The organism is Ruminiclostridium josui JCM 17888, from assembly GCF_000526495.1.
GTDB classification, from domain to species: Bacteria; Bacillota; Clostridia; order Acetivibrionales; family DSM-1351; genus Ruminiclostridium; species Ruminiclostridium josui.
This window is the reverse complement of the sequence record NZ_JAGE01000001.1, coordinates 2260106-2281500: the sequence shown is the minus strand read 5'-3', so window position 1 is coordinate 2281500 and position 21395 is coordinate 2260106. Positions and strand designations below refer to the sequence as shown.

The window sequence follows — 21395 nt, the reverse complement described above, 5'->3', positions numbered from 1 at the left end:
TTATATTAATATACATGGAATAAAAAATTAAAATCATGTTCCTGACAGCAGTAAACACTTTAATGTCAGGTTATCTTATTGCTAACTAATTATAGATTACATATATAGTAATGTCAAGAATGTTTTATCCATATTTTTACATATATTTTTTTGGCCTAAACATGAATACTTATATAATTATCTCATTATATCTAAATAATATTATTCATTTATCAGGAAGATAGTTCCTTGTCCTTAAGAATTACATCATGGGCTCCGCCTTCTTTGATACTTGTTGCAGATACCAATGTTATTCTGGCTTTTTTCTGAAGATCTGGCAATGACAAGGCACCACAGTTGCACATTGTAGATTTTATCTTGTAAATAGTAGTATCCAGATTGTCTTTTAATTTACCTGCATATGGAACATATGAATCAACACCTTCTTCAAAGCCAAGCTTTGCTTCTCCTCCCATGTCATATCTCTGCCAGTTTCTTGCACGGTTTGAGCCTTCTCCCCAATATTCCTTAACAAAGTTTCCTCCAACCTTTAACTTTCTGGTTGGGCTTTCGTCAAATCTTGCAAAATATCTACCCAGCATTATAAAATCAGCACCCATTGCAAGCGCAAGTACCATATGATAATCATGTACTATTCCGCCATCAGAGCATATTGGTATATATATTCCGGTTTCTTTCATATATTCGTCTCTTGCTTCTGATACCTCTATAACAGAAGATGCTTGTCCGCGTCCAATACCTTTTTGCTCTCTTGTTATACATATAGAGCCGCCGCCGATACCAACCTTTATAAAATCAGCACCTGCATCCACCAAATACCTGAAACCTTCCTTATCCACTACATTTCCTGCACCGACTTTTACTTCTCCATTATATGTTTCCTTAATCCATTTTATTGTATCGGACTGCCATTCGCTGTATCCATCAGATGAGTCTATACAAAGGATATCTACTCCAGCCTCAACAAGTGCAGCTACTCTTTCCTTGTAATCACGGGTATTTATACCTGCTCCTACTATAAGACTTTTACTTTTGTCCAGCAATTCGTTTGGATTTTCCTTGTGGCTGTCATAGTCTTTTCTGAAAACAAAATACATTAATTTTTGATTGCTGTCTATTATTGGGAGACAGTTTAGTTTATGTTCCCAGATTAGGTCATTTGCATCTTTTAATGATGTTTTTTCATTTCCGTATATTAATTGGGAAAATGGTGTCATAAAGCTGCTTATCTTTTCGTCAAGGGAGGCTCTGCTAAGTCTGTAATCTCTGCTTGTAACTATTCCCAACAGCTTGCCTGTAGGTGTTCCGTCTTCTGTTATAGCTATAGTAGAATGTCCTGTTTTCTGTTTCATTGCCACTACATCTCTAAGTGTATCATCAGGGCGAAGATTGCTGTCGCTTACTACAAATCCAGCTTTATATTTCTTAACCTTCCTTACCATTTCAGCCTGACTTTCTATACTTTGTGAGCCGTATATGAATGATATACCTCCGCACTTTGCCAGCGCTATTGCCATGTTGTTGTCTGATACAGACTGCATTATTGCAGAAGCAACTGGTATATTTAGCTCAAGGGAGGGTTTTTCTCCAACTTTATGCTTTACTAACGGTGTCTTTAGGACAACATTATCCGGTATACATTCCTTTGTACTGAGATTTGGAATTAAGAGGTACTCACTGAAAGTCCTCGAAGGTTCATTGTAATAAAAAGCCATTTTTTTAAATTCCTCCTTATATGACATTTATAAATTATTTAAATATTATAATACTGTATACATTTGTTATTCAAAAAGCAAAGAACAAAATGTCCTTTGCCTTAGGTTTCAAATTTATTCAAAAACCTTTCTGGGAATATACTTTTTGAATGATTCAATCATTTTGGGATGTGGTTCAAAAAATATAAGCATTTTCTCACCGTCTTTGACTGTGGATATAAAGTATACTTCATTTGAATCCATTGATGTTACAGCATTTAAGCGATTTTTGATGTTTTCATAGCTTTGATTGTACTGACCACTTGTCATTTTTGCAACTATCTCAAAATCTTTGCAAGAACCACTAAATACTCTTTTTCTCTTTCTCTGAGCTATTATCATATCTATATCTAAATCACCATTGGTGACAATATATTCATATTCTATGTTTCTATTTCTTATCAGCATATAGCCTAAATATCCAATTGCTACAAGTAATACCGGCATGAAGGTTTGTAAAAATCTCAATGAGCCAATTATCATGATTAACGCTAATCCAATTACAATTGTAGCTGCAATTATTAACGAATCAACAGCAGTTTTTTTGCGTTTTACAATTTTCTCCATAAATATATCCATTTTAAAAGACCCTCCTCATTGGATAGAACAAAGCATTTTTTAAAGCTTGTTAAAATAATAATAAATTAACAAGATAATATCAAGTATTTAGTGAAATTATTTTTAATTTTCCACTTAAACACAAATAGAGGATGACTATTTTGTAGCCATCCTCTATTTTACTTTTTATTATTCTTAGTACATTCCGCCCATTCCACCTGGCATTCCACCTGGCATAGCTGGTGCCTCAGGTTCAGGCTTATCAGCTACAACGCTTTCTGTTGTAAGTACCATTGCTGCTACAGAAGCTGCATTTTGAAGAGCTGATCTTGTAACCTTTGCAGGATCAACTATTCCGTTTTCAATCATATCTATATATCTTTCGTTAAGTGCATCGAATCCGACACCCTTTTCGCTAGATTTAATCTTATCAACTATTACTGAGCCTTCAAGACCCGCATTTGCTGCTATTTGTCTTACAGGTTCTTCAAGAGCTCTTAATATAATCTGAACACCTGTCTTTTCGTCACCTGAAGTTGATTCAAGTAATTTTTCTACTTCTGGAATTACGTTAATTAAGGCTGTTCCACCACCTGCTACTATACCTTCTTCAACTGCCGCTCTTGTTGCAGCTAGAGCGTCTTCAATTCTCAATTTCTTTTCTTTCATTTCAGTTTCAGTTGCAGCACCAACCTGAATAACAGCTACACCACCTGAAAGCTTTGCAAGTCTTTCTTGAAGCTTTTCTCTGTCAAAGTCTGATGTAGTATCTTCTATCTGAGTCTTGATAGAGTTTATTCTGCTCTTTATGTCGTCAGCGCTTCCTGCACCATCAACTATTATTGTATTTTCTTTTTGTACAATTACCTGTCTTGCTTTACCAAGCTGAGTTATTTGAGTTTCCTTGAGTTCAAGACCCAATTCTTCAGTTATAACTTCTCCGCCTGTTAATATAGCTATATCTTGAAGCATAGCTTTTCTTCTGTCACCGAATCCAGGTGCCTTAACAGCTACGCAAGTAAATGTTCCTCTTAATTTATTCAGGATAAGAGTTGTAAGTGCCTCTCCTTCCATATCTTCTGCAATTATGAGAAGTTTCTTTCCTTGTTGAACGATTTGCTCAAGAATTGGAAGTATGTCCTGAATATTTGTTATTTTCTTATCTGTTATAAGGATGTATGGATCATCCAAAACTGCTTCCATCTTATCAGTATCTGTAACCATGTAAGCTGAAAGGTATCCTCTGTCAAACTGCATACCTTCAACTACTTCAAGGTTTGTTCCCATAGATTTTGATTCTTCAACAGTGATAACACCGTCATTTGTTACTTTTTCCATTGCATCAGCAATAAGAGTTCCTATTAATTCCTCATTTGCGGAAATAGTTGCAACTCTTGCGATGTCTTCCTTACCTTTAATTTTACGGCTATTTGCCTTGATTCCTGCAACAGCAGCATCAACAGCCTTCTGCAAACCTTTCTTTAATATCATTGGGTTTGCTCCAGCAGCAACGTTCTTCATACCTTCTCTGATTATTGCCTGTGCAAGTAAAGTTGCTGTAGTAGTACCGTCACCGGCTACATCGTTTGTCTTTGTAGCAACTTCTTTAACTAACTGAGCACCCATATTTTCGAATTTGTCTTCCAGTTCAACTTCTTTTGCTATAGTAACACCATCGTTTGTTATTAATGGTGATCCGAATTTCTTATCTAAAACAACATTTCTTCCCTTTGGTCCAAGTGTAACTTTTACTGTATCAGCTAATTGGTTAACACCTTTTTCAAGTGCGCGTCTAGCTTCTTCACCAAATTTAATTTCCTTTGCCATTTCTCTTACCTCCCGTTATAATTATTCAACAATTGCGAGGATATCGCTCTGTCTCAATATTGTATATTCCTGACCGTCAAATTTTACTTCTGTTCCGGAATATTTGCTGGTAAGTACTTTGTCTCCAACTTTAACTTCCATTTTAACTTCTTTGCCATCTACAACAGTTCCAGGTCCTACTGCAACTATCTCTGCCACTTGTGGCTTTTCCTTTGCACTTCCTGGTAATACGATTCCACTTTTAGTAGTTTCTTCGCTCTCAAGCATTTTTATAACTACTCTATCGCCTAATGGTTTTATCTTCATTGTTTTACCTCCTTGAATATTTAATGCTTGTAAACTGTTAGCACTCACTCCCATCGAGTGCTAATCATATTTATAATATTATATATTGAATAAAATATTATCAAACGCTTTATAGTCATAAATCTATCAATATTTTGCCATTTAGTCCAATCATAGTTTAATTGCTAATTATTTCTTCCAATTACTATGATTTTTTTGCAATATCAAAATTTACTACTTATATTTGATTTTTTTGAGTACTTTATTAAACGCAACAGAAGAAATTCCATACTTTTGTATTAATTCCTCCTTTTCCATTCTAATGAAGTTCTCTTTGCAGTAGATATATTCAATTGCAGCAGAAAGGACAACTATGTCTTTTTCATTATCTGTTAAAAGTTCCCCTGTATGATATATTGCATTATACAATATTTGTATTATTTCCTTTTCGTATTCAGAAACATACATTATTTCCTTATGAAGTACAACACACTCAACAACAGAATTATACTTTTTGGGAATCTTTTTTACAGTTCTTTGTCTTGGTTTAGAGGCATTTTCAAATATTTTTATATACTTGAAAGGGCTATACATGTAATCTTCAGGTTCCCCTATTATTCTGAATATTTCCTTATACTCTTCCAAAACCGATATTTCGGAGGTATCGTCGTACTTTATAAATCCACTGACCTTTTTAATCCAATTTGAAAAGTTTGTATCCAATATACTAATTGATTGCAGATTTTTAAGAATCGAGGTTGCCTTGCTGTAATTTCTTGTTGATATATAGCCTATAAGGAGCAACGAGCATATTAATAAATCGCTGTACTCAACAATATATGTTTCCAGCAAGTTAATCAATTCATTTATTTTATTAAACATTATTAATGTAGTTGCAATACACAAAAGGTCCTTCCTATTGTATATACTTCTATACGGAAGGATCTTTAATAATTTTTCCACTCGGGAATATTTCCGGGTGTGGTATAGATTATATATTTTAAGACTGTTAGCCCAAATGTCATCACTATATATATTGGTAACCGTGGCAATAAAATTTGATGCACGCTTATAGTTTTGCTGTTCCAAAAGTATAAGTATCAGCAGATTACGTGCATCGGTATTCATAGGATTGAATGCTATTGCTTTATATAGCTCACTTACCGCCTCTTCAGTTTTGTTGTTTAAGAGGTTTTTGTGAGCCTTTTTTAGGTTAGTTTGAGACAACTTTAAAAATCTGTTGTCTCCAGCAATGTCATTATACAGTTTCAAATAAAATATCATTTCTGAAACTTCTTCGCTGAATTCACCATCACTCTCAAAATAGATATACTTTTCAAAGTATTCGGCAGCCTTTTTCATGTCACCTAGCTCAAAGCTGTTACAGCCCATACCGAAATAACAATCATGCATTGTAGGGTCATAGTGTAAAAGTATATCCATGAATATCCTGTTGGCTTCTCTTGGCCTTTGCATTTCAGAAAGAAAGCATGCTATGTTAAATTTATACTCCATATTATCAGGACTTAGCTCAGCAGCCTTAACCAAATTTTTGTAAGCGTCGTTTAAATTCCTTTTATTTGCACAACGCAGTCCTTTATAGAAATAAAATTCCGGATTATTCCGATATTCATCGATGCTTAATAAATTATTTTTCACTTATCTTCTTCCTTTTAATTCTCCGTATATGTCCTCAAGAGTGAGGCCTCTTTCTACAAGCAATACCATAAGATGGTACATTAAATCTGATACTTCGTATCTTATTTCTTCTTTAGATTTGTTCTTTGCCGCAATAATAACTTCGGCAGCCTCTTCTCCTACTTTTTTCAAAATCTTGTCCAAACCTTTTGTAAACAGGTAATTAGTATATGAACCTTCTTTAGGATTAACTGTTCTGTCTACTATTACGTTGTAAACCTCATGAAGAATTGCAGCTGTTGGCTTTTCTTCTTCATTTTCTTTCCATTCTCCGTCAACCATTGTTCTGAAAAAACATGTCTTGTTTCCTGTATGGCAAGCAGCATCAATCTGTTCAGCCTCTATTAAAATTGTATCTCCATCACAGTCCAGCTTTATTGACTTAACAAGCTGAAAGTGGCCTGATGTCTCGCCTTTTAGCCAAAGCTTACTGCGATTGCGGCTGTAATAATGAACCTTTCCTGTCTCTATAGTCTTATCAAAGGCTTCCTCGTTCATGTACGCTACCATTAAAACCTCTTTTGTTTTAGCATCCTGAGTAACTACAGGAACAAGACCTTTCTCATCGAATTTAACCGAACTTTTTAAGTTATTCATTATTGAACGCCTCCATACATTTATTTATCATATCAAAAATTTATAGTTTGTACAGCTTTTAACTGTTTTTATTTTTTTAAAGCCTTGTTTCAATACCATTATTTTTTAGGTAACCTTTCAAATCACGAATTTCCATCTCTCTAAAATGGAATAGTGACGCAGCCAATACTGCATCTGCTTTTCCTTCCACAAGAGCATCTTTGAAATGCTCCATTTTTCCTGCTCCGCCGGATGCTATCACAGGAATTTTTACATTTTCGGATATTGTCCTTGTCAGCTCTATATCATATCCGTCTTTTGTTCCGTCCTTGTCCATGCTTGTTAACAGGATTTCACCGGCTCCCAGCTTCTCAGCTTCTATAGCCCATTCAACAGCATCCTTACCAGTGTTCACTCTTCCACCATTGAGATATGTATCCCATCCTGAGCCGTCAGCACGTTTTTTTGCATCTATTGCCAGTACTACACACTGGCTTCCGAATTTCCACGCTGCTTCTGATATCAATTCAGGTCTTTTAAGGGCAGCAGAATTTACACCAACTTTATCGGCTCCGGCTTTCAATATCTGCCGAAAATCCTCTGCTGTCCTGATTCCACCACCTACAGTGAAAGGAATAAATACTTGCTCTGCTACCCTGCTGACAACATCAAGCATTATTGACCTAGCATCTGAAGAAGCAGTAATATCCAGAAAAGTAAGCTCATCCGCACCGGCTTTGTCATAAAATGCAGCCGCTTCCACCGGGTCCCCGGCATCTATTATATTTACAAACTGTACGCCTTTAACAACTCTCCCCGCATGTACATCAAGACAGGGAATTATTCTTTTAGTCAGCATAATTTGCTCCCTTTCTTTTGGTTATATGGCTTCTATTGCTTCTTTTAAATTAACATTTCCGGTGTAAAGGGCTTTCCCTACAATTACTCCGCTTACTCCTGTCTGTTTTAAGTCAACTATATCTGTAAGGTTACTTACTCCACCGGATGCTATTACATTTAATGCAACATTTTCCGCCATTTCCTTCATAGCCTGAAGATTCGGGCCTTTGAGCATACCATCCCTTGAAATATCAGTGTATATAATTGTTTTTGTACCAAGGGATTCAATTTCTCTTGCAAACTCAACAGCTGTAAAATCACTGGTTTTCTCCCAACCGTGAATTGCAACTTTCCCATCCTTTGCATCAATCCCCACAGCTATTTTATCTTTATATTCTTTTAAAGCCTCTATAAGCATTTCACGATTATTCACTGCTGATGTGCCAAGTATAACTCTGCCCAATCCTCCGGACAGGTAAGTTTCAATGGTTTCAATGTTTCTTATTCCTCCACCTGTCTGAACCGGGATTTTCAAAGTTTTTGCTATCTGCATTATAATCTCAGCATTTTCCGACTTTCCTGACCTTGCACCATCCAAATCAACTACATGCAAGTATCTAGCTCCAAAGCTCTCCCATTTTCTTGCCATATCCACAGGGTTGTCTCCGAAAACAGTTACATCACTGTAGCTGCCCTGCTGCAGCCTCACACACTTTCCGTCTATAATATCAATTGCGGGATAAATAATCATAGTAATGTGCCATCCTCCTTGGTACTAAGCTAAAGCAAAATTCTTTAGTATTTCAAGTCCCACATCTCCACTCTTTTCAGGGTGGAACTGTACTCCCATAATATTTCCCTTGCAAACAGCGGCATCAAACCCGATTCCATATTTGCATACTGCGGCAACATCTGAGGTATTTTCAGCAGTCACAAAGTATGAGTGTACAAAATATACATAGCTATTTTGTCGTACTCCGCTAAAAATGCCTTTATTCTGTCTAATATCAAGACTGTTCCAACCCATATGGGGGACTTTTAATCCCATGTCCAAAGGAAATTGGTTTACTGAACCTTTTAACAGGCCCAAGCCTTCCACTTTTTCCCCGCCTTCAGTGCTATAATCAAAAAGCAGCTGCATTCCAAGACATATCCCCAACAAAGGTGTTCCCTTTTGAGCAACCTGCTTTATGACTGATATCATTCCAGTCTTATCAAGACTCTCCATGGCATCAGCAAATGCACCGACACCAGGTAGGACAACCTTGTCAGCTGCAAGTATTTCTCCATGGTCAGAAGATATTTTTGAATCATATCCTATAAAACTGAATGCCTTGTTAACACTGGCGAGATTACCCACGCCATAGTCTATAATAGCTATCATAGCTTATCTCCCTGAAACTTTTTCCCTGTGATTCTCTCGTATGCTTCTATATATTTCTCCTCTGTCTTTCTGATTACTTCCTGTGGAAGCTCAGGTGCAGGAGGCTGTTTGTCCCATGTAATACTTTCAAGGTATTCCCTTAAATATTGCTTGTCAAAACTCTTCTGTGCTCTTCCTGGTTGATATTCATCCATAGCCCAGAATCTTGAAGAATCAGGTGTAAATATTTCGTCACCCACAACCAGTTCTCCATCCAGGATTCCGAATTCAAATTTTGTATCTGCTAATATAAGTCCTTTGGTCTCAGCATGTTTGCTGGCTTTTTCATATAGTTTCAAGCTTGCATCCTTTAGCTTTTGAGCCATTTCTAATCCTATCTTATCACAAAGTACTTCAAAGGACACATTTATATCGTGGCCTTCGGATTCCTTGGTGGATGGTGTGAATATAGGTTCAGGCAGCTTGTCAGCCTGTTTTAATCCTGCCGGAAGTTTTATACCGCACACAGTTCCTGTTTTTTGATATTCTTTAAGTCCTGAACCTTCCAAATATCCTCTTACAATACATTCAGCAGGAAGCATCTGTACTTTCTTTACTAACATAGAGCGACCTTGTAACTCATCTTTGAAAGCTGAAAGCTCCTTTGGATATTTACTGACATCAGTTGTTATTACATGGTTTCCAATAACATCCTTTGTAAAGTCAAACCAAAATGCAGATATACTGTTCAGAACTGTTCCCTTGTTTGGTATTAATTCATTAAATACCACATCAAAGGCTGATATTCTATCTGTTACTACTATAAGTAGTTTATCTCCCAAATCGTATACGTTTCTTACCTTTCCTTTTACGAATAATGGCAACTTGATGAAATCTGTATTGTTTATTAACATTTTTACTACCTCCCGTATATATTAACTTTTTTAATTACAACGTACCTTTTGTTGACATGACTCCTTCAATTCTGGTGTCTAGTCTTGTCGCATCGTCAATAGCTCTGCCAAACGCTTTGAACATCGCTTCTATTATGTGGTGGCAGTTTGAACCGTGAAGAACCTTTATATGAAGAGTAATTCCGGCATTAAATGCAACGGCCCTGAAGAATTCCTCTACCATCTGAGTATCCATTTGTCCTACCATGGGTTGTGAAAAGTTCGCATCAAATACCAGATAGGGTCTATCGCTCAAATCAAGTGATACAAGTACAAGGGCTTCGTCCATTGGAACATAGGCAGTACCATACCTTCTTATGGATTTCTTATCTCCAAGAGCCTGCCTGATTGCAAGTCCCATGGCTATACCCGTATCTTCGATAGTATGATGGGAATCTACATGCAAATCACCTTTTACATCAAAACAGGCATCTATAAGTCCATGCTTTGTAAATAATACAAGCATATGGTCAAAGAATCCTATACCTGTATCTGCCTGACAGTCACCTTTGCCGTCCAGATTTATTTTTACATTGATTTGAGTTTCTTTTGTGTTTCGCGTGACCAAACCCTCTCTCATATGTATTCCTCCGTTCATTTTAAAATCCGAACCTTTTTTATATTTTTCGTTGTAATGTTCGTCATTTATTATAGCAGATAGCACCTAGTTCATCAAGCAATACGGAATTTTGTTCACGTGTTCCTATGGTTATTCTCATACAATCGGATAAAAGAACCGATGAACCAAAAGCTCTAATAAAAATGCCTCTTTCGCATAATTTATTATAAACGTCCTTAGAATTCTGAATCTTTACCAAGATGAAGTTTGCTGCCGAGTCGTAAACTTTTATTCCATCTATCTCAGCAAGTTTGGAGGAAACAAATTCCCTCTCTTTTATGAGATATTTTATGTTATTTTTAATTTCATCTACATTAGATAAAACCAGTGTAGCTGCATACTGTGACAAGGAGCTGATATTATAAGGCGGTCTTGCCAAATTTACAGCCTTAGTAAGCCTTTCCGAGGCTATGGAATATCCGCACCTTATTCCAGCTAACCCGAAAGCTTTTGAAAAGGTACGTAGTATAAGCAAATTCTCATATTCTTTTATATATGGAATTACCGTTGTATCGGAAAAGTCCGCATATGCTTCATCTACTACAACTATTGATTTTGTACACGCTTTCAGTACTTTTAGTATTTCATCCTGCGGCATCAGATTACCAGTAGGATTATTTGGACTACATATATAAATAATTTTTGGTTTTTCTTTTTCATAGGCCTGTATTATTTTATCAGCTGAATAAGAGAAATTATCACTTTGATTTAGAATATATTCTACAGCCTTGCCTCCGGCTATTATGCATGAGTCCTTATACATACCGAAAGAAGGAGCAGGATAAAGAACTTTATCCCCTTTCTCCAGAAACACATTTGCAATAATCTGTATTAGTTGATCAGAGCCTGTTCCCACTATGATATTTTCTTTATCTACGTTCCAGTATTCACCTAAAGCTTCCCTCAATTGAATTGAATCTGTATCAGGGTACATATTCAACTGGGGATCTTCCAGTATATAATCAGCCAGTTTTTTTCTAACTACTGACGGAAGATTGAAAGGACTCTCATTGGCATCCAGTTTTATTTTATATGGCTGCTGATTTGCATTATAGGGTACGAATGAACGTATTTCACTTCTAATTAATTCTTCTATCATAGTAACCTTCCTTTCAGTAATACAACGATTTTCAGTTTATTTATTGAACCTTACCTTTATGGCATTTGCATGTGCATCCAATAATTCCGCTTCCGCAAACCTTACAATATCGTTGCTTGTTGTTTCAAGTGATTGTTTGTTGTAATAAATCAAGCTGGATTTTTTAATAAACTGGTCAACGTTTACAGGTGATGAAAACCTTGCAGTTCCACTGGTGGGAAGAACGTGACTGGGTCCTGCCATATAATCTCCCAAGGGTTCGGGTGAATAGTTTCCAACGAATATTGCTCCTGCATTTTTTATCATTCCCAGTATACTCATGGGCTCTTTTATACATAATTCTAAATGTTCAGGCGCTATATTGTTTGATACCTCTATCGCCTCTTCTATGTTATCAACCAATATTCCAAATCCATAGTTTTTTAATGATTTCTCGATTATTTCACTTCTTTTCAAAGTTAAAAGCTGCTTTTCTATCTCAGTTTTCACACTATCCAAAAGACTTACATCGTCTGTAACCAATACCGAGGATGCCAATATGTCATGCTCTGCCTGTGAAAGAAGATCAGCTGCTACATACTCGGGTACTGCACTTGAATCTGCTATAACCAGTATCTCGCTTGGGCCTGCAAACATATCAATGTCACAGTCTCCAAAAACCAACCTCTTGGCTGTAGCAACATATACATTGCCGGGGCCACATATCTTATCCACCGACGGTATTGTTTCTGTTCCATATGCCATTGCAGCCACAGCTTGTGCGCCTCCGGCTCTATATATCTCGTCCACTCCTGCTTCTCTGGCTGCAACCAGTATTGCGGGGTTTATACTTCCATCCGGAGAAGGAGGTGTACACATTATAAGCTTTTCAACTCCGGCTACTTTTGCGGGAACTGCTGTCATCAATACCGATGATATAAGGGGCGCTGTTCCTCCTGGGACATATAAGCCTACCTTTTCAAGAGGTCTTACAAGCTGTCCCAGCATAGTTCCGTCCTCTTTAGGATTTACCCAGCTGTTTTGAAGCTGTTTTTCATGAAAGCTCCATATATTCTCTCTTGATTTTTTTATAGTCTCCAATAATTGTAGGTCAACCTTTTTGTATGCAGAGGTTATTTCCTCTTCTGATACTTTTATGTCTTCTATTTCTGCTTTATCGAATCTCTTTGTATATTCTTTTAAAGCAGTGTCACCATTTTGTTTAACGGTGTCAATTATTTCTGCTACAATTGTGATTACATTGCCTCCGTTTTGGGTTTCGGTTCTCTGGGTTAATTTTCTGTATAAATCCTTTGCTGCAGCCTCATCAAAGTCACTGCGTAAGTCTACAATGTTTAGCATATTGTTACCCCCTTGCGGATAATTCTTCTCTAACTCCGTCTATTATTTTCTGTATTCGTTGGTTTTCCATTTTCATACTTACTCTGTTTACTACCATTCTTGCACTTATGTCTGCTATTGTATCAAGCACTACCAAACCGTTTTCTTTTAGTGTTCTGCCGCTTTCGACCAAATCTACTATAACCTCTGATAAGCCTACCAAAGGTGCAAGTTCCACAGAACCATTGAGCTTTATGATTTCTACACTTTCTCTTCTTGCTTTTTCAAAGTAATTCCTTGCAATATTGGGATACTTTGTACCTACTCTTTTTATGTTCAGTTCTTCTATCTTTCCCTGCAATTCTGCAGGCCCTGCTAATGCCATTCTGCAGGCTGCAAATCCTAAATCAAGTACCTCATATAAATTCCGGCCCTCTTCAAGAAGTGTGTCCTTTCCAACTATTCCGATGTCTGCTGCTCCATACTCTACATAGGTGGGCACATCCGCAGGCTTTGCAAGAAAAAATTTTATCTTATTTTTTTCATCAGACAGTATAAGTTTTCTGGTGGATGATTTAAGCTCCGTACAATCTATTCCGATTTTTTCAAATATCTCCACCGACATATCTGTAAGTCTGCCCTTTGAAAGAGCAATTGTCAAATATCTCATTTTCTAACTCCCCACAAAATTTTATTTGATAAACTATAAACAAATTTATTATTCAATGTTTAAAAGGGCATTGAAGCTTGTTTCCTCTGTAGTATCGTTTATCATATCATACACAGTTATTTTATCGTTGTCTCCAATATATATGATTCCTCCGATTTTCTTTGAAGAAGCATATTTTTTTCCTTGGTCTATACCCTCTGTCAGAAGAAAAGTTTCTATTTTCATATCCTGCTTTCTGAGGGCTTCAGCTATTTCAATTGCCCTTTTTCTGTTTGTTTTTTCATAACATATTAATGAATCTACAGAAGGTTTTTCAAAGGTAATTCCTGAGTTTTTCATTGCTGTCATAAGCATATTTATCCTTAATGAAAAACCTGTAGCAGGACAGTCCTTTCCAAAGCTGGACGTAAGGTTGTCGTACCTTCCTCCTGAAAGTATCGGAAATCCAATTCCATTTGTAAATCCCCTAAAGGTTATTCCTGTATCATAATTAAGACTTTTTAACATTCCTAAATCTATTGATACATATTCCGATAAACCGTAATCGCATAAAATAGATACTACTTCTTCTACATTTTCGATTGCTTTAAGGCTTCTTTCATTTATTGCAGAGTTTTTGAATTCCTTTATTACATCAACTGTTCCGAATACTCCCGTTAGCTTTAAAATAAGCTCTTTTAACTCTTTTCTTATTTCATATCTGTTAAGTATACCTTCTACACCAACAAGATCCTTTTTGTCTATTTGCTTGGATATAGCATCTATATCCTCATTAGAAAATCCTGCTTCTTCCGCTAACCCCTTGAAAAACTCTACTTGGCCGATTTCTATCTTGAATTCCTTGAGGCCGGCTGATTTTAGTGTATTTATTGCCAATGCAATTATTTCTGCATCACTTTCCGATGATGAATCCCCAATCATCTCAACCCCAGCCTGTGTAAACTCGTTTTGACGGCCGCCTCCAACTTCGTTAAATCTGAATACATTGCCTATATATGAATATTTTATTGGAAGCTGTACATCCCTGTTTTTGGTAGCGGTTATTCTTGCAACAGGAACAGTTATATCCGGCCTCAATACAAGGATTCTACCTTTTGGATCAAAAAACTTTACCATTGATTCCTGAGGAAAATGCTCTATCTCTGATGAAAATACATCAAAAAATTCTATTGTGGGAGTTTCTATCTCGTAATAGCCGTAAGACCTGAATGTGTTTCTGATTCTTTTTTCTATTTCTCTTTTTATGTAACATTCGTCAAACAGGATATCCTGTACACCGTCAGGTGTGTATATCTTCCATCTAGACATAAGCAAATACCTCTCATTTAATTAAATTTATTTAAGTTACTTTATCTAATTAAAGTGCTAAATTACTAAATCATATTCATTATATTTCATTTTATTCCATGAGTCAATAGCAAAATCCTTTAGAACTGCAGAGATAAAAAACCGGCCCTTAGGAGCGGTCAGATAGGGATTTATAATTCCTGAAAAATTCGGCATAGTCGTTGATATTCGGCTATGCCGTTTTTTCGTTTATTTTGGTAAGTCGATAGCACCAATGCAGTTATAGAAAATTTGAATCCGCTGGGTTCTGCGGCCATCTATCTTTTCAGCTTTGAATACTATAATTTTGTCAATGAACTCTCGGATAATCTCTGCATCCAATTCTGCAATTTCTGTGTACTTTTTAACCAGTGCCAAAAAGCGGTCGGTATTGAGGGACTGTTCATTTGCTGTATCAATGGTATGCTTTAATTTGATTATCCTTTCTTCCAGTGTCTTCTGCTCGGCTTCATATTCAGCCGACATCTTGTAAAAACGCTCTTCGGGAATTTTGCCCATCACATTGTCCTCATATAGTTTCCGAATGATTTTGTCTATGTCAGCAATGCGAGTCTGTACTTGTTCGTACTCCTTTTGACTTTGGCGGAGTTCTTTGGCAAGTTCCTTTTCTGAATTATTCATAACTATACGAATGAATTCCTGTTCATGGTCTTTGGCAAAGGAGGTTACACGCCTTAAGTCTTCTAACAAAAGCTGTTCCACTACAACATTGCGTATCTGATGTGAACTGCACATACCCTTTTTCTTGCGGTAAGTAGCACAAACGAAGTATTCCTTATCGTGTGTCCATCCCTTGCCTCTAACCTGATACAGCTTTGCTCCACAGTCGGCACAGAACATCATGCCAGAAAGCATTCCCATTTCACCTAATCGTGATGGTCTTCGCTTGCCATCTCTGATTTTCTGCACTGTTTCCCAAGTGCCTTCATCAATAATTGCTTCATGGGTATTTTTGAAAACCAGCCAATCTTCTGGATTGTTCAATATCTTGACTTTGCTCTTATATGACTTTTTAGAAGTCTTGAAATTCACCGTGTGACCTAGATATTCCATTTTAGCCAGAATATCTGCTACGGTACGAGCCGACCAAGCATATGGGTTTTCAGGTGGTCTTGCTGGAGTGTTAATACCCATTTTGCGAAGATGAACCGTAGGTGTATCAATGCATCGCTTTTCAAGTTGCTTTGCTATCTGCGTGGGTCCAAAGCCAGCCATGCACAGTCGGAAAATATCTCTGACCACTTCGGCGGCTTTCTCATCTATAATCCAGTGCAACTTATCTTCAGGGTCTTTAATATAACCGTAAGGTGGATTGGTGCAGAGTGGCTTACCGGATTGTCCTTTGGATTTGAACACAACACGGATTTTCTTGCTAGTATCCTTAGCGTACCATTCATTAATAATGTTAAGAAACGGTGTAAAGTCACTGTCTGCTTGGTTTGCACTATCAATACCGTTGTTAATAGCAATAAATCGTACATCTGCTTCAGGAAACATAATCTCGGTATAATAACCTACTTTGAGGTAATCCCTGCCGAAGCGGGACATATCCTTGATGATAATCGTTCCGATTCTACCGGACTCTACATCTGCAATCATGCGGTTAAAGTCTGGTCTATCAAAAGTTGTACCGCTGACCCCATCATCCACATAAAATTCGATGTTACGAAAACCGTTGTCCTCAGCATATTTCTTTAGAATTGCCTTCTGGTTTACTATACTGTTGCTGTCCCCTGCAAGCTCATCATCACGGGAAAGCCTGCAGTAAAGAGCAGTAATTTTCGCTTCTTCAAATGCTAATGTTGATTTACGTATAGTGCTAAATGTTGACTGTCTATTCATTTTTCTCCTCCATTTCCGACAGTCTTCAAGCGGTTTAGCACTATGTATATTACCGTACTACCTTGAAGAAGTCGAGTTGATTTCCGTGGGTTTATATGAACTATCAGATAACTTTGAAAGGCTTTTTGCGTTGACTGTAATCAGTCGTTTCAGCTTGGAATATGCACTTTCCTTTGCTGAATCGCTTACTCGTGATTCCACCACATAGACCGTACCTCCGATATCGGATTTGGTTGTGCGGCTGTTACTTTGATTTTCCATATCGTGACCTCCTGTCCGATGTTTTGAAGGAACTGGCACTGAGCCGAATTGATGACCCAGTACCTAATCCATTATTTAAGCTTTTATTTGTAATATTTTCAGAGCATCTGGTTGAATTAGCTTGCCATCCAATCTTTCGTAAGCAGAAAATCCAATTTGCCCCTGCAATGCATATAACTCACTTAATTTTTTTATTGTTATTGGTTGACGCTCAATCAGCCAGTAGTATGATAAATCTCCAAATACAATGCTTTTTGCTCCTGCTAATACTGTAGGCATATATGGAGAGGTAACTACAGGCTTTCCGAAGATGGTGTTATCTGAAGAATTCCACAGATAACTGCCGCTTGTATCCTTAAGGGTTCTAAGAAGCATAGCTGTATTATCGTGCATGATAAACACAGCGTTATTTCGGTATTCAGCTTTTAATGAAAAATACAGAGAGATAATCTCATCAAAAGAGATGGTACTATTGTCTGCTGTAGTTACATCTGCGTCTGCCGTAAGTATACCTGTAGGCTGTGTTGTGCCATTTCCATTAAGTAATGCATTTTCCTCAGCCTTGCCAAAACGCTTCGCAAAATCACTCATCAGATACTTTTCAAGATTAAAGTTAATATCGGTGACGAATGAGCGGTTTAGCTTGACAAGAGATGCCAGCTTGTATGATTTCACCAGAAACTGTGTAAATGTATCGGCGCTTTCGGGGATTGGATCCCCGTCTTCAACCCAATCTGCTGTACCCGTTGAGGATACCGCTTGAATTTTACCTTCTGCAGAAGATAGATTGATAACAGTAGCAAATCTGCGGAATATATTCTCCTTTGCCAAAGCAGTGTTAAAGCCTTCTCGGAACTCGTCTGGTGCGACATAGGCTCCTGCATTATCAAAGCCCTCGCTTAGATTTTGATTATTTTCTTCTTTTCCTTTCATAACATTCCAAAACGCTCTATTATAAGTTGTTGATGTTGCCATAATCGTTTACCTCCTAAATTAAAATGGATTGTGGGGTATATACCCCGTTTGAAACCGCGTTTTTTACGCGTTGCCCCACGCCCGTTGTCCAGATGAAAAGGTGTGGAGATTTGACCTCCCCTAGGGGTAGGTATTAACACATGGAGTTGTATCCATTGTTTTCACTGGTTTTAAGCTTTGTAGCAAGATGTAGCAGGTAAAAACTAAACTCTCTATACGAGAGTGATTTTTTATATAACCTGTTTTTCTTGCTACAAGCTGCTACACTGTGTTTAAATAAGAAAAAACTCTTCTTCTGTCAGCTTATATCCGATAAGCATTGTGGTCATTCCACCACCAGAACGTGGTCGTTTCCTTTCTACACGGGCGATAGCTGTTAATGCCTGTTTGAAGTTTCTTGCATTCTCCGAATAACATCCATTGGCACTGCACCAACGCTGATACCGGGCATACACTTCGGATGTCCGCACCTCACTGTTAGGACTTTCTTCCAAGACGTCCTCGAAAAATAATGCTATTTTATCGCTGTCACGCTTATAAGCCTCCGTTGCTGTCTTAACGGAATCAGGTAAAGTCAAGCCTTCCTTCTTTAACAACTGATAGCCTTCAATTAGCCAGTTGAGGATAGCACTCTGATTCTTCGGTTTGGCAAATTCACGTTTTAGGTTTTTATCCTGCTCGCTTTCATCAAAGTGTCGTTCAAAAGGGATAATTACCACTCTGCCACTGGAAAACAGCGTCATATCCGTAATAACGGGCAGATAATTGGTGTTGATATACAGCTTAAACTTTGGTGAAAAGTCAAAAGAATTCTCATGTAGAAACCTTGCATTGATGGTGTCACCACCTGTCATGCTTTTTACCTGTGCAGCATTTAGGACAAGTCCTCTGCTAGGTTCGGAGATATTCACAAAGCGTACTCCTGCAAGCCGGGCAATATCTTCACTTGGACTTGAACTGTTATTGTTCTTTTTTAGACTGATAGTCTCCGGCCTTGCGGTACAGCCATAACTGCCCAATACCTTAAGAACGCTCTCGCATAGTGTACCTTTACCGTTTCGAGTTGTAGCACCATAGAGAACAAACAGGCATTCATACCGAGTGTCTCCGCCGATACTGTAGCCAAAGGCTTTTTGGAGGAATTTTGCCTTTTCCTCATCTCCGCTCATAATCTCATGAATAAATCTATCCCATCGCTCACTTTTTGCTTCCGGGTCATATTTAACACCAGATATCTTTGTGAGTCTATCCTCGCTGTTGTGGGGACGAAAATCCATAGACATTAAAAACAATGTGCCATTGGAACAGTTGAGAACCTGCGGTTCTTGGTCAAATTCAGCCATTGATATGGGATATACACTCTGTGCATCTTTAAGTACCGTTTCTCGGTATCTTCTTGACTGCCACTTTCGGCAATAGTCAATGTATGCCTTTCTTTGATGTTCATCCTGAATAGTCAAAGCATAGGTTAGCAGTTGGTTAGCCAATGATTTACACATTTCCATCACTTTGAGATTACCGACATCAGGAATCCAAATGCCATTCGCATAGCAAAACCACATCTTCCTTTCGGGAACAAAGCGGGCAAAAGACTTATAATAATCAGCAAACAGCCTGCTTGCCCCAATATCCGTCCAAGGGTAGCGATCGTTACTCTCAGGCTTAAAGCCAGTAAGAGAACATTCACCAAAATCCTCTGTAGCTGATGAACGCTTGCCACCTGGTTTATATATTTCAGTAGCATTTGCGATAGCTTTTTCTATGGTTATTATTCCATAAGTACTGCCAGACTGTGGTCTATTCCATTTATCCCGCATTAGGCCGCTCTGCCGGAATAGTCTGTCCATCTGTCCAATATCCCTGCCACACCAAAATGCCAGCATACCGCAAAGTGCCAAATCAGCTTCACTGGCAGAAGCATAGCCTGATGTATCCCCTTGCCATAATGCTTTGAACCTTTCTCCATTTGCCGATTTTAAAGCCTTCTCAATAACAGACTTGTCAGACAGATATGATTGACTTTCTGTATCCAGAAGTTGCTTCACAGTGGTAGGACGTAGCATATACTTGTCTAGTATCATCTGTAGTTCATTCGATTTCTCCGCTATATCACCATCTGCATATACATTGCCTGTTACGGTAACAAAACGATTTGTTGCTCCGCCCACATAGACCTCAACTCCCAGCTTTCTGTTGTTGATATAGTATTTTGTTTTGTCAAAGTTAAAGCCTGTGGCCTTAAATAAAATATGAAGCCCTTTTTCAGATGGACTGTGTTCCATATAACAACCACTAAAAGCCTCTACAACAATTTGGGCAACAGGCTTAAGCTTACCACCACTATCAAAGCAATCATCTAAGTCGATAACACATATGTCATTACCCACCAAAAATCCGATACCGTCATAATCACTTATAGCAGCTACCGCCGAACTAAAATCTTTAAATGTACCACGTTGATTTGGTTTTGCCCTTTTTCTCGTTACTGGGTTATAGGGAACTTTGGTTTTTCTACCACTTCGTTCTTCATATTTCCAGCAGCAAAACTGTGGCTTATCTTTAAGCACCTGTGGCAAGTTATCATATTTTGTTTTCAGTTACTTCACCTCCTTGCCTGTTATAAATGACCCGAAACGCTACTGTTCCAGAGGGTTTGCCTTGTTTGACACAACCTCGTTATCTTTCAAGGAATACGCTCGGAATTATCGTCATGGCATATTCTGCTTGAAGTATCTCTTGCATTTCGGGGTATTCAGTTGTCAAGGAGCAGTGAGAGAAAAACTCTGCTTTTATTGGTGGATTATTTTCCTCTCACCTTATAGCCACGGTAGAACACATTAGTTGAGGATTTTAGAAAAATAATTTTCTTCCTCATTCATAAGCGAAGAATTCTATTGATTCGAACCCCTAAAATAAAAAACAGCCTGTCTTTTTTCCGGTAAAGACGGCTGTAATGATTGTGCTTTTGCTCAAATTTGAGCGAAAGTGGTATTCAGTTTAAGAAGGCTGAATGCTGTAGTTTTGGATTTTTCAATTAGACTTTTCGACTTTTTTGTCTACAACTTAAATATACTCATTATATGTTGAAAAATTCACGTTTGCGTGATATACTTAATAAAGTTATTAATTGAAACTTCAAGGAGGCTAAACAGATGGCAGTACACTATAAGAAGCTGTTTCATTTGTTAATAGAAAAAGAAATGACAAATGCGGATTTACAAAAACAAGCTGGTTTTTCCGCTAATATTATTACTAGACTTAAACGAAACGGTTATGTTTCACTAGAAACTATAGAAAGTATATGTAGAACATTAAATTGTGGTGTGGACGATATATTGGAATTTGTTCCGGATGAAGATAAAGAGTAATTTCTATTTGGCTGATTATAAATTGCACCAAAGGAGGGAT

Annotated in this window: 20 protein-coding genes; 1 reads left to right on the top strand and 19 read right to left on the bottom strand. The window is 37.6% G+C overall.

Annotation, left to right across the window (positions count from 1 at the left end; all coding sequences use genetic code 11):
* Nucleotides 1–212: 212 nt before the first annotated feature.
* The 19 genes from K412_RS0110565 to K412_RS0110475 all read right to left on the bottom strand — a co-directional run bounded on the left by K412_RS0110565 (nucleotide 213) and on the right by K412_RS0110475 (nucleotide 20554).
* Nucleotides 213–1715: an IMP dehydrogenase gene (locus tag K412_RS0110565; RefSeq protein WP_024833088.1), complete on the bottom strand. Its 1503-nt coding sequence runs from the start codon at nucleotides 1713–1715 to the stop codon at nucleotides 213–215.
* Between the two features lie 114 nt (nucleotides 1716–1829).
* Complete coding sequence (locus K412_RS0110560) at nucleotides 1830–2333, bottom strand: DUF6106 family protein (protein ID WP_024833087.1); 504 nt, start codon at nucleotides 2331–2333, stop codon at nucleotides 1830–1832.
* A gap of 174 nt (nucleotides 2334–2507) precedes the next feature.
* Nucleotides 2508–4139: a chaperonin GroEL gene (gene groL, locus K412_RS0110555; protein WP_024833086.1), complete on the bottom strand. Its 1632-nt coding sequence runs from the start codon at nucleotides 4137–4139 to the stop codon at nucleotides 2508–2510.
* A 21-nt stretch (nucleotides 4140–4160) separates the two neighbouring features.
* Nucleotides 4161–4445, bottom strand: a complete 285-nt coding sequence (gene groES, locus K412_RS0110550) for a co-chaperone GroES (protein ID WP_024833085.1) — start codon at nucleotides 4443–4445, stop codon at nucleotides 4161–4163.
* 213 nt (nucleotides 4446–4658) lie between these two features.
* On the bottom strand, nucleotides 4659–6083 hold the full coding sequence (locus tag K412_RS0110545) for a tetratricopeptide repeat protein (protein ID WP_024833084.1): 1425 nt from the start codon (nucleotides 6081–6083) through the stop codon (nucleotides 4659–4661).
* Nucleotides 6084–6719: a bifunctional phosphoribosyl-AMP cyclohydrolase/phosphoribosyl-ATP diphosphatase HisIE gene (gene hisIE / locus K412_RS0110540; RefSeq protein WP_024833083.1), complete on the bottom strand. Its 636-nt coding sequence runs from the start codon at nucleotides 6717–6719 to the stop codon at nucleotides 6084–6086.
* Between the two features lie 76 nt (nucleotides 6720–6795).
* A complete protein-coding gene (hisF, locus tag K412_RS0110535; RefSeq protein ID WP_024833082.1) occupies nucleotides 6796–7557 on the bottom strand; it encodes an imidazole glycerol phosphate synthase subunit HisF in 762 nt (253 codons plus the stop codon).
* A gap of 21 nt (nucleotides 7558–7578) precedes the next feature.
* Nucleotides 7579–8289 (bottom strand): 1-(5-phosphoribosyl)-5-[(5-phosphoribosylamino)methylideneamino]imidazole-4-carboxamide isomerase, encoded by a 711-nt coding sequence (gene hisA, locus K412_RS0110530; protein ID WP_024833081.1) that lies wholly within the window; start codon nucleotides 8287–8289, stop codon nucleotides 7579–7581.
* A 24-nt stretch (nucleotides 8290–8313) separates the two neighbouring features.
* Nucleotides 8314–8922 (bottom strand): imidazole glycerol phosphate synthase subunit HisH, encoded by a 609-nt coding sequence (gene hisH, locus K412_RS0110525; RefSeq protein ID WP_024833080.1) that lies wholly within the window; start codon nucleotides 8920–8922, stop codon nucleotides 8314–8316.
* The gene (locus K412_RS0110520) at nucleotides 8919–9815 is read right to left on the bottom strand and encodes a phosphoribosylaminoimidazolesuccinocarboxamide synthase (RefSeq protein WP_024833079.1); all 897 of its coding nucleotides are present in this window, start codon (nucleotides 9813–9815) and stop codon (nucleotides 8919–8921) included. The genes hisH and K412_RS0110520 overlap by 4 nt, the downstream gene beginning before the upstream one ends.
* A gap of 34 nt (nucleotides 9816–9849) precedes the next feature.
* Nucleotides 9850–10434, bottom strand: a complete 585-nt coding sequence (gene hisB, locus K412_RS0110515) for an imidazoleglycerol-phosphate dehydratase HisB (protein WP_024833078.1) — start codon at nucleotides 10432–10434, stop codon at nucleotides 9850–9852.
* Between the two features lie 61 nt (nucleotides 10435–10495).
* The gene (gene hisC, locus K412_RS0110510; protein ID WP_024833077.1) at nucleotides 10496–11572 is read right to left on the bottom strand and encodes a histidinol-phosphate transaminase; all 1077 of its coding nucleotides are present in this window, start codon (nucleotides 11570–11572) and stop codon (nucleotides 10496–10498) included.
* 36 nt (nucleotides 11573–11608) lie between these two features.
* The gene (gene hisD / locus K412_RS0110505) at nucleotides 11609–12913 is read right to left on the bottom strand and encodes a histidinol dehydrogenase (protein ID WP_024833076.1); all 1305 of its coding nucleotides are present in this window, start codon (nucleotides 12911–12913) and stop codon (nucleotides 11609–11611) included.
* A 4-nt stretch (nucleotides 12914–12917) separates the two neighbouring features.
* On the bottom strand, nucleotides 12918–13562 hold the full coding sequence (gene hisG, locus K412_RS0110500) for an ATP phosphoribosyltransferase (RefSeq protein ID WP_020814045.1): 645 nt from the start codon (nucleotides 13560–13562) through the stop codon (nucleotides 12918–12920).
* Between the two features lie 48 nt (nucleotides 13563–13610).
* On the bottom strand, nucleotides 13611–14870 hold the full coding sequence (gene hisZ, locus K412_RS0110495; protein ID WP_024833075.1) for an ATP phosphoribosyltransferase regulatory subunit: 1260 nt from the start codon (nucleotides 14868–14870) through the stop codon (nucleotides 13611–13613).
* A 228-nt stretch (nucleotides 14871–15098) separates the two neighbouring features.
* Nucleotides 15099–16751, bottom strand: coding sequence for a recombinase family protein (locus K412_RS0110490; protein WP_024833074.1), 1653 nt, complete (start codon nucleotides 16749–16751; stop codon nucleotides 15099–15101).
* Between the two features lie 57 nt (nucleotides 16752–16808).
* Nucleotides 16809–17012 carry a transposon-encoded TnpW family protein gene (locus K412_RS0110485; RefSeq protein ID WP_024833073.1) on the bottom strand — a complete coding sequence of 68 codons (204 nt, stop codon included), beginning with the start codon at nucleotides 17010–17012 and terminating at the stop codon, nucleotides 16809–16811.
* Between the two features lie 75 nt (nucleotides 17013–17087).
* Nucleotides 17088–17987, bottom strand: a complete 900-nt coding sequence (locus tag K412_RS0110480; protein WP_024833072.1) for a phage major capsid protein — start codon at nucleotides 17985–17987, stop codon at nucleotides 17088–17090.
* A gap of 272 nt (nucleotides 17988–18259) precedes the next feature.
* Entirely contained in the window at nucleotides 18260–20554 is a 2295-nt protein-coding gene (locus K412_RS0110475) for a phage/plasmid primase, P4 family (protein ID WP_340139724.1), read from the bottom strand.
* A 585-nt stretch (nucleotides 20555–21139) separates the two neighbouring features.
* Between K412_RS0110475 and K412_RS0110470 the strand changes: the two genes are divergently transcribed.
* Nucleotides 21140–21355, top strand: coding sequence for a helix-turn-helix domain-containing protein (locus K412_RS0110470; protein ID WP_024833070.1), 216 nt, complete (start codon nucleotides 21140–21142; stop codon nucleotides 21353–21355).
* Nucleotides 21356–21395: the final 40 nt, after the last annotated feature.

Coding starts and splice junctions, on each gene's coding strand:
- hisG (WP_020814045.1), bottom strand. CDS start 13,562: ATGAGATATTTGACAATTGCTCTTTCAAAGGGCAGACTTACAGATATG.
- hisIE (WP_024833083.1), bottom strand. CDS start 6,719: ATGAATAACTTAAAAAGTTCGGTTAAATTCGATGAGAAAGGTCTTGTT.
- hisF (WP_024833082.1), bottom strand. CDS start 7,557: ATGCTGACTAAAAGAATAATTCCCTGTCTTGATGTACATGCGGGGAGA.
- hisD (WP_024833076.1), bottom strand. CDS start 12,913: ATGCTAAACATTGTAGACTTACGCAGTGACTTTGATGAGGCTGCAGCA.
- groES (WP_024833085.1), bottom strand. CDS start 4,445: ATGAAGATAAAACCATTAGGCGATAGAGTAGTTATAAAAATGCTTGAG.
- K412_RS0110480 (WP_024833072.1), bottom strand. CDS start 17,987: ATGGCAACATCAACAACTTATAATAGAGCGTTTTGGAATGTTATGAAA.
- K412_RS0110470 (WP_024833070.1), top strand. CDS start 21,140: ATGGCAGTACACTATAAGAAGCTGTTTCATTTGTTAATAGAAAAAGAA.
- K412_RS0110490 (WP_024833074.1), bottom strand. CDS start 16,751: ATGAATAGACAGTCAACATTTAGCACTATACGTAAATCAACATTAGCA.
- K412_RS0110565 (WP_024833088.1), bottom strand. CDS start 1,715: ATGGCTTTTTATTACAATGAACCTTCGAGGACTTTCAGTGAGTACCTC.
- hisB (WP_024833078.1), bottom strand. CDS start 10,434: ATGAGAGAGGGTTTGGTCACGCGAAACACAAAAGAAACTCAAATCAAT.
- K412_RS0110485 (WP_024833073.1), bottom strand. CDS start 17,012: ATGGAAAATCAAAGTAACAGCCGCACAACCAAATCCGATATCGGAGGT.
- hisA (WP_024833081.1), bottom strand. CDS start 8,289: ATGATTATTTATCCCGCAATTGATATTATAGACGGAAAGTGTGTGAGG.
- hisC (WP_024833077.1), bottom strand. CDS start 11,572: ATGATAGAAGAATTAATTAGAAGTGAAATACGTTCATTCGTACCCTAT.
- groL (WP_024833086.1), bottom strand. CDS start 4,139: ATGGCAAAGGAAATTAAATTTGGTGAAGAAGCTAGACGCGCACTTGAA.
- hisZ (WP_024833075.1), bottom strand. CDS start 14,870: ATGTCTAGATGGAAGATATACACACCTGACGGTGTACAGGATATCCTG.
- K412_RS0110560 (WP_024833087.1), bottom strand. CDS start 2,333: ATGGATATATTTATGGAGAAAATTGTAAAACGCAAAAAAACTGCTGTT.
- K412_RS0110520 (WP_024833079.1), bottom strand. CDS start 9,815: ATGTTAATAAACAATACAGATTTCATCAAGTTGCCATTATTCGTAAAA.
- hisH (WP_024833080.1), bottom strand. CDS start 8,922: ATGATAGCTATTATAGACTATGGCGTGGGTAATCTCGCCAGTGTTAAC.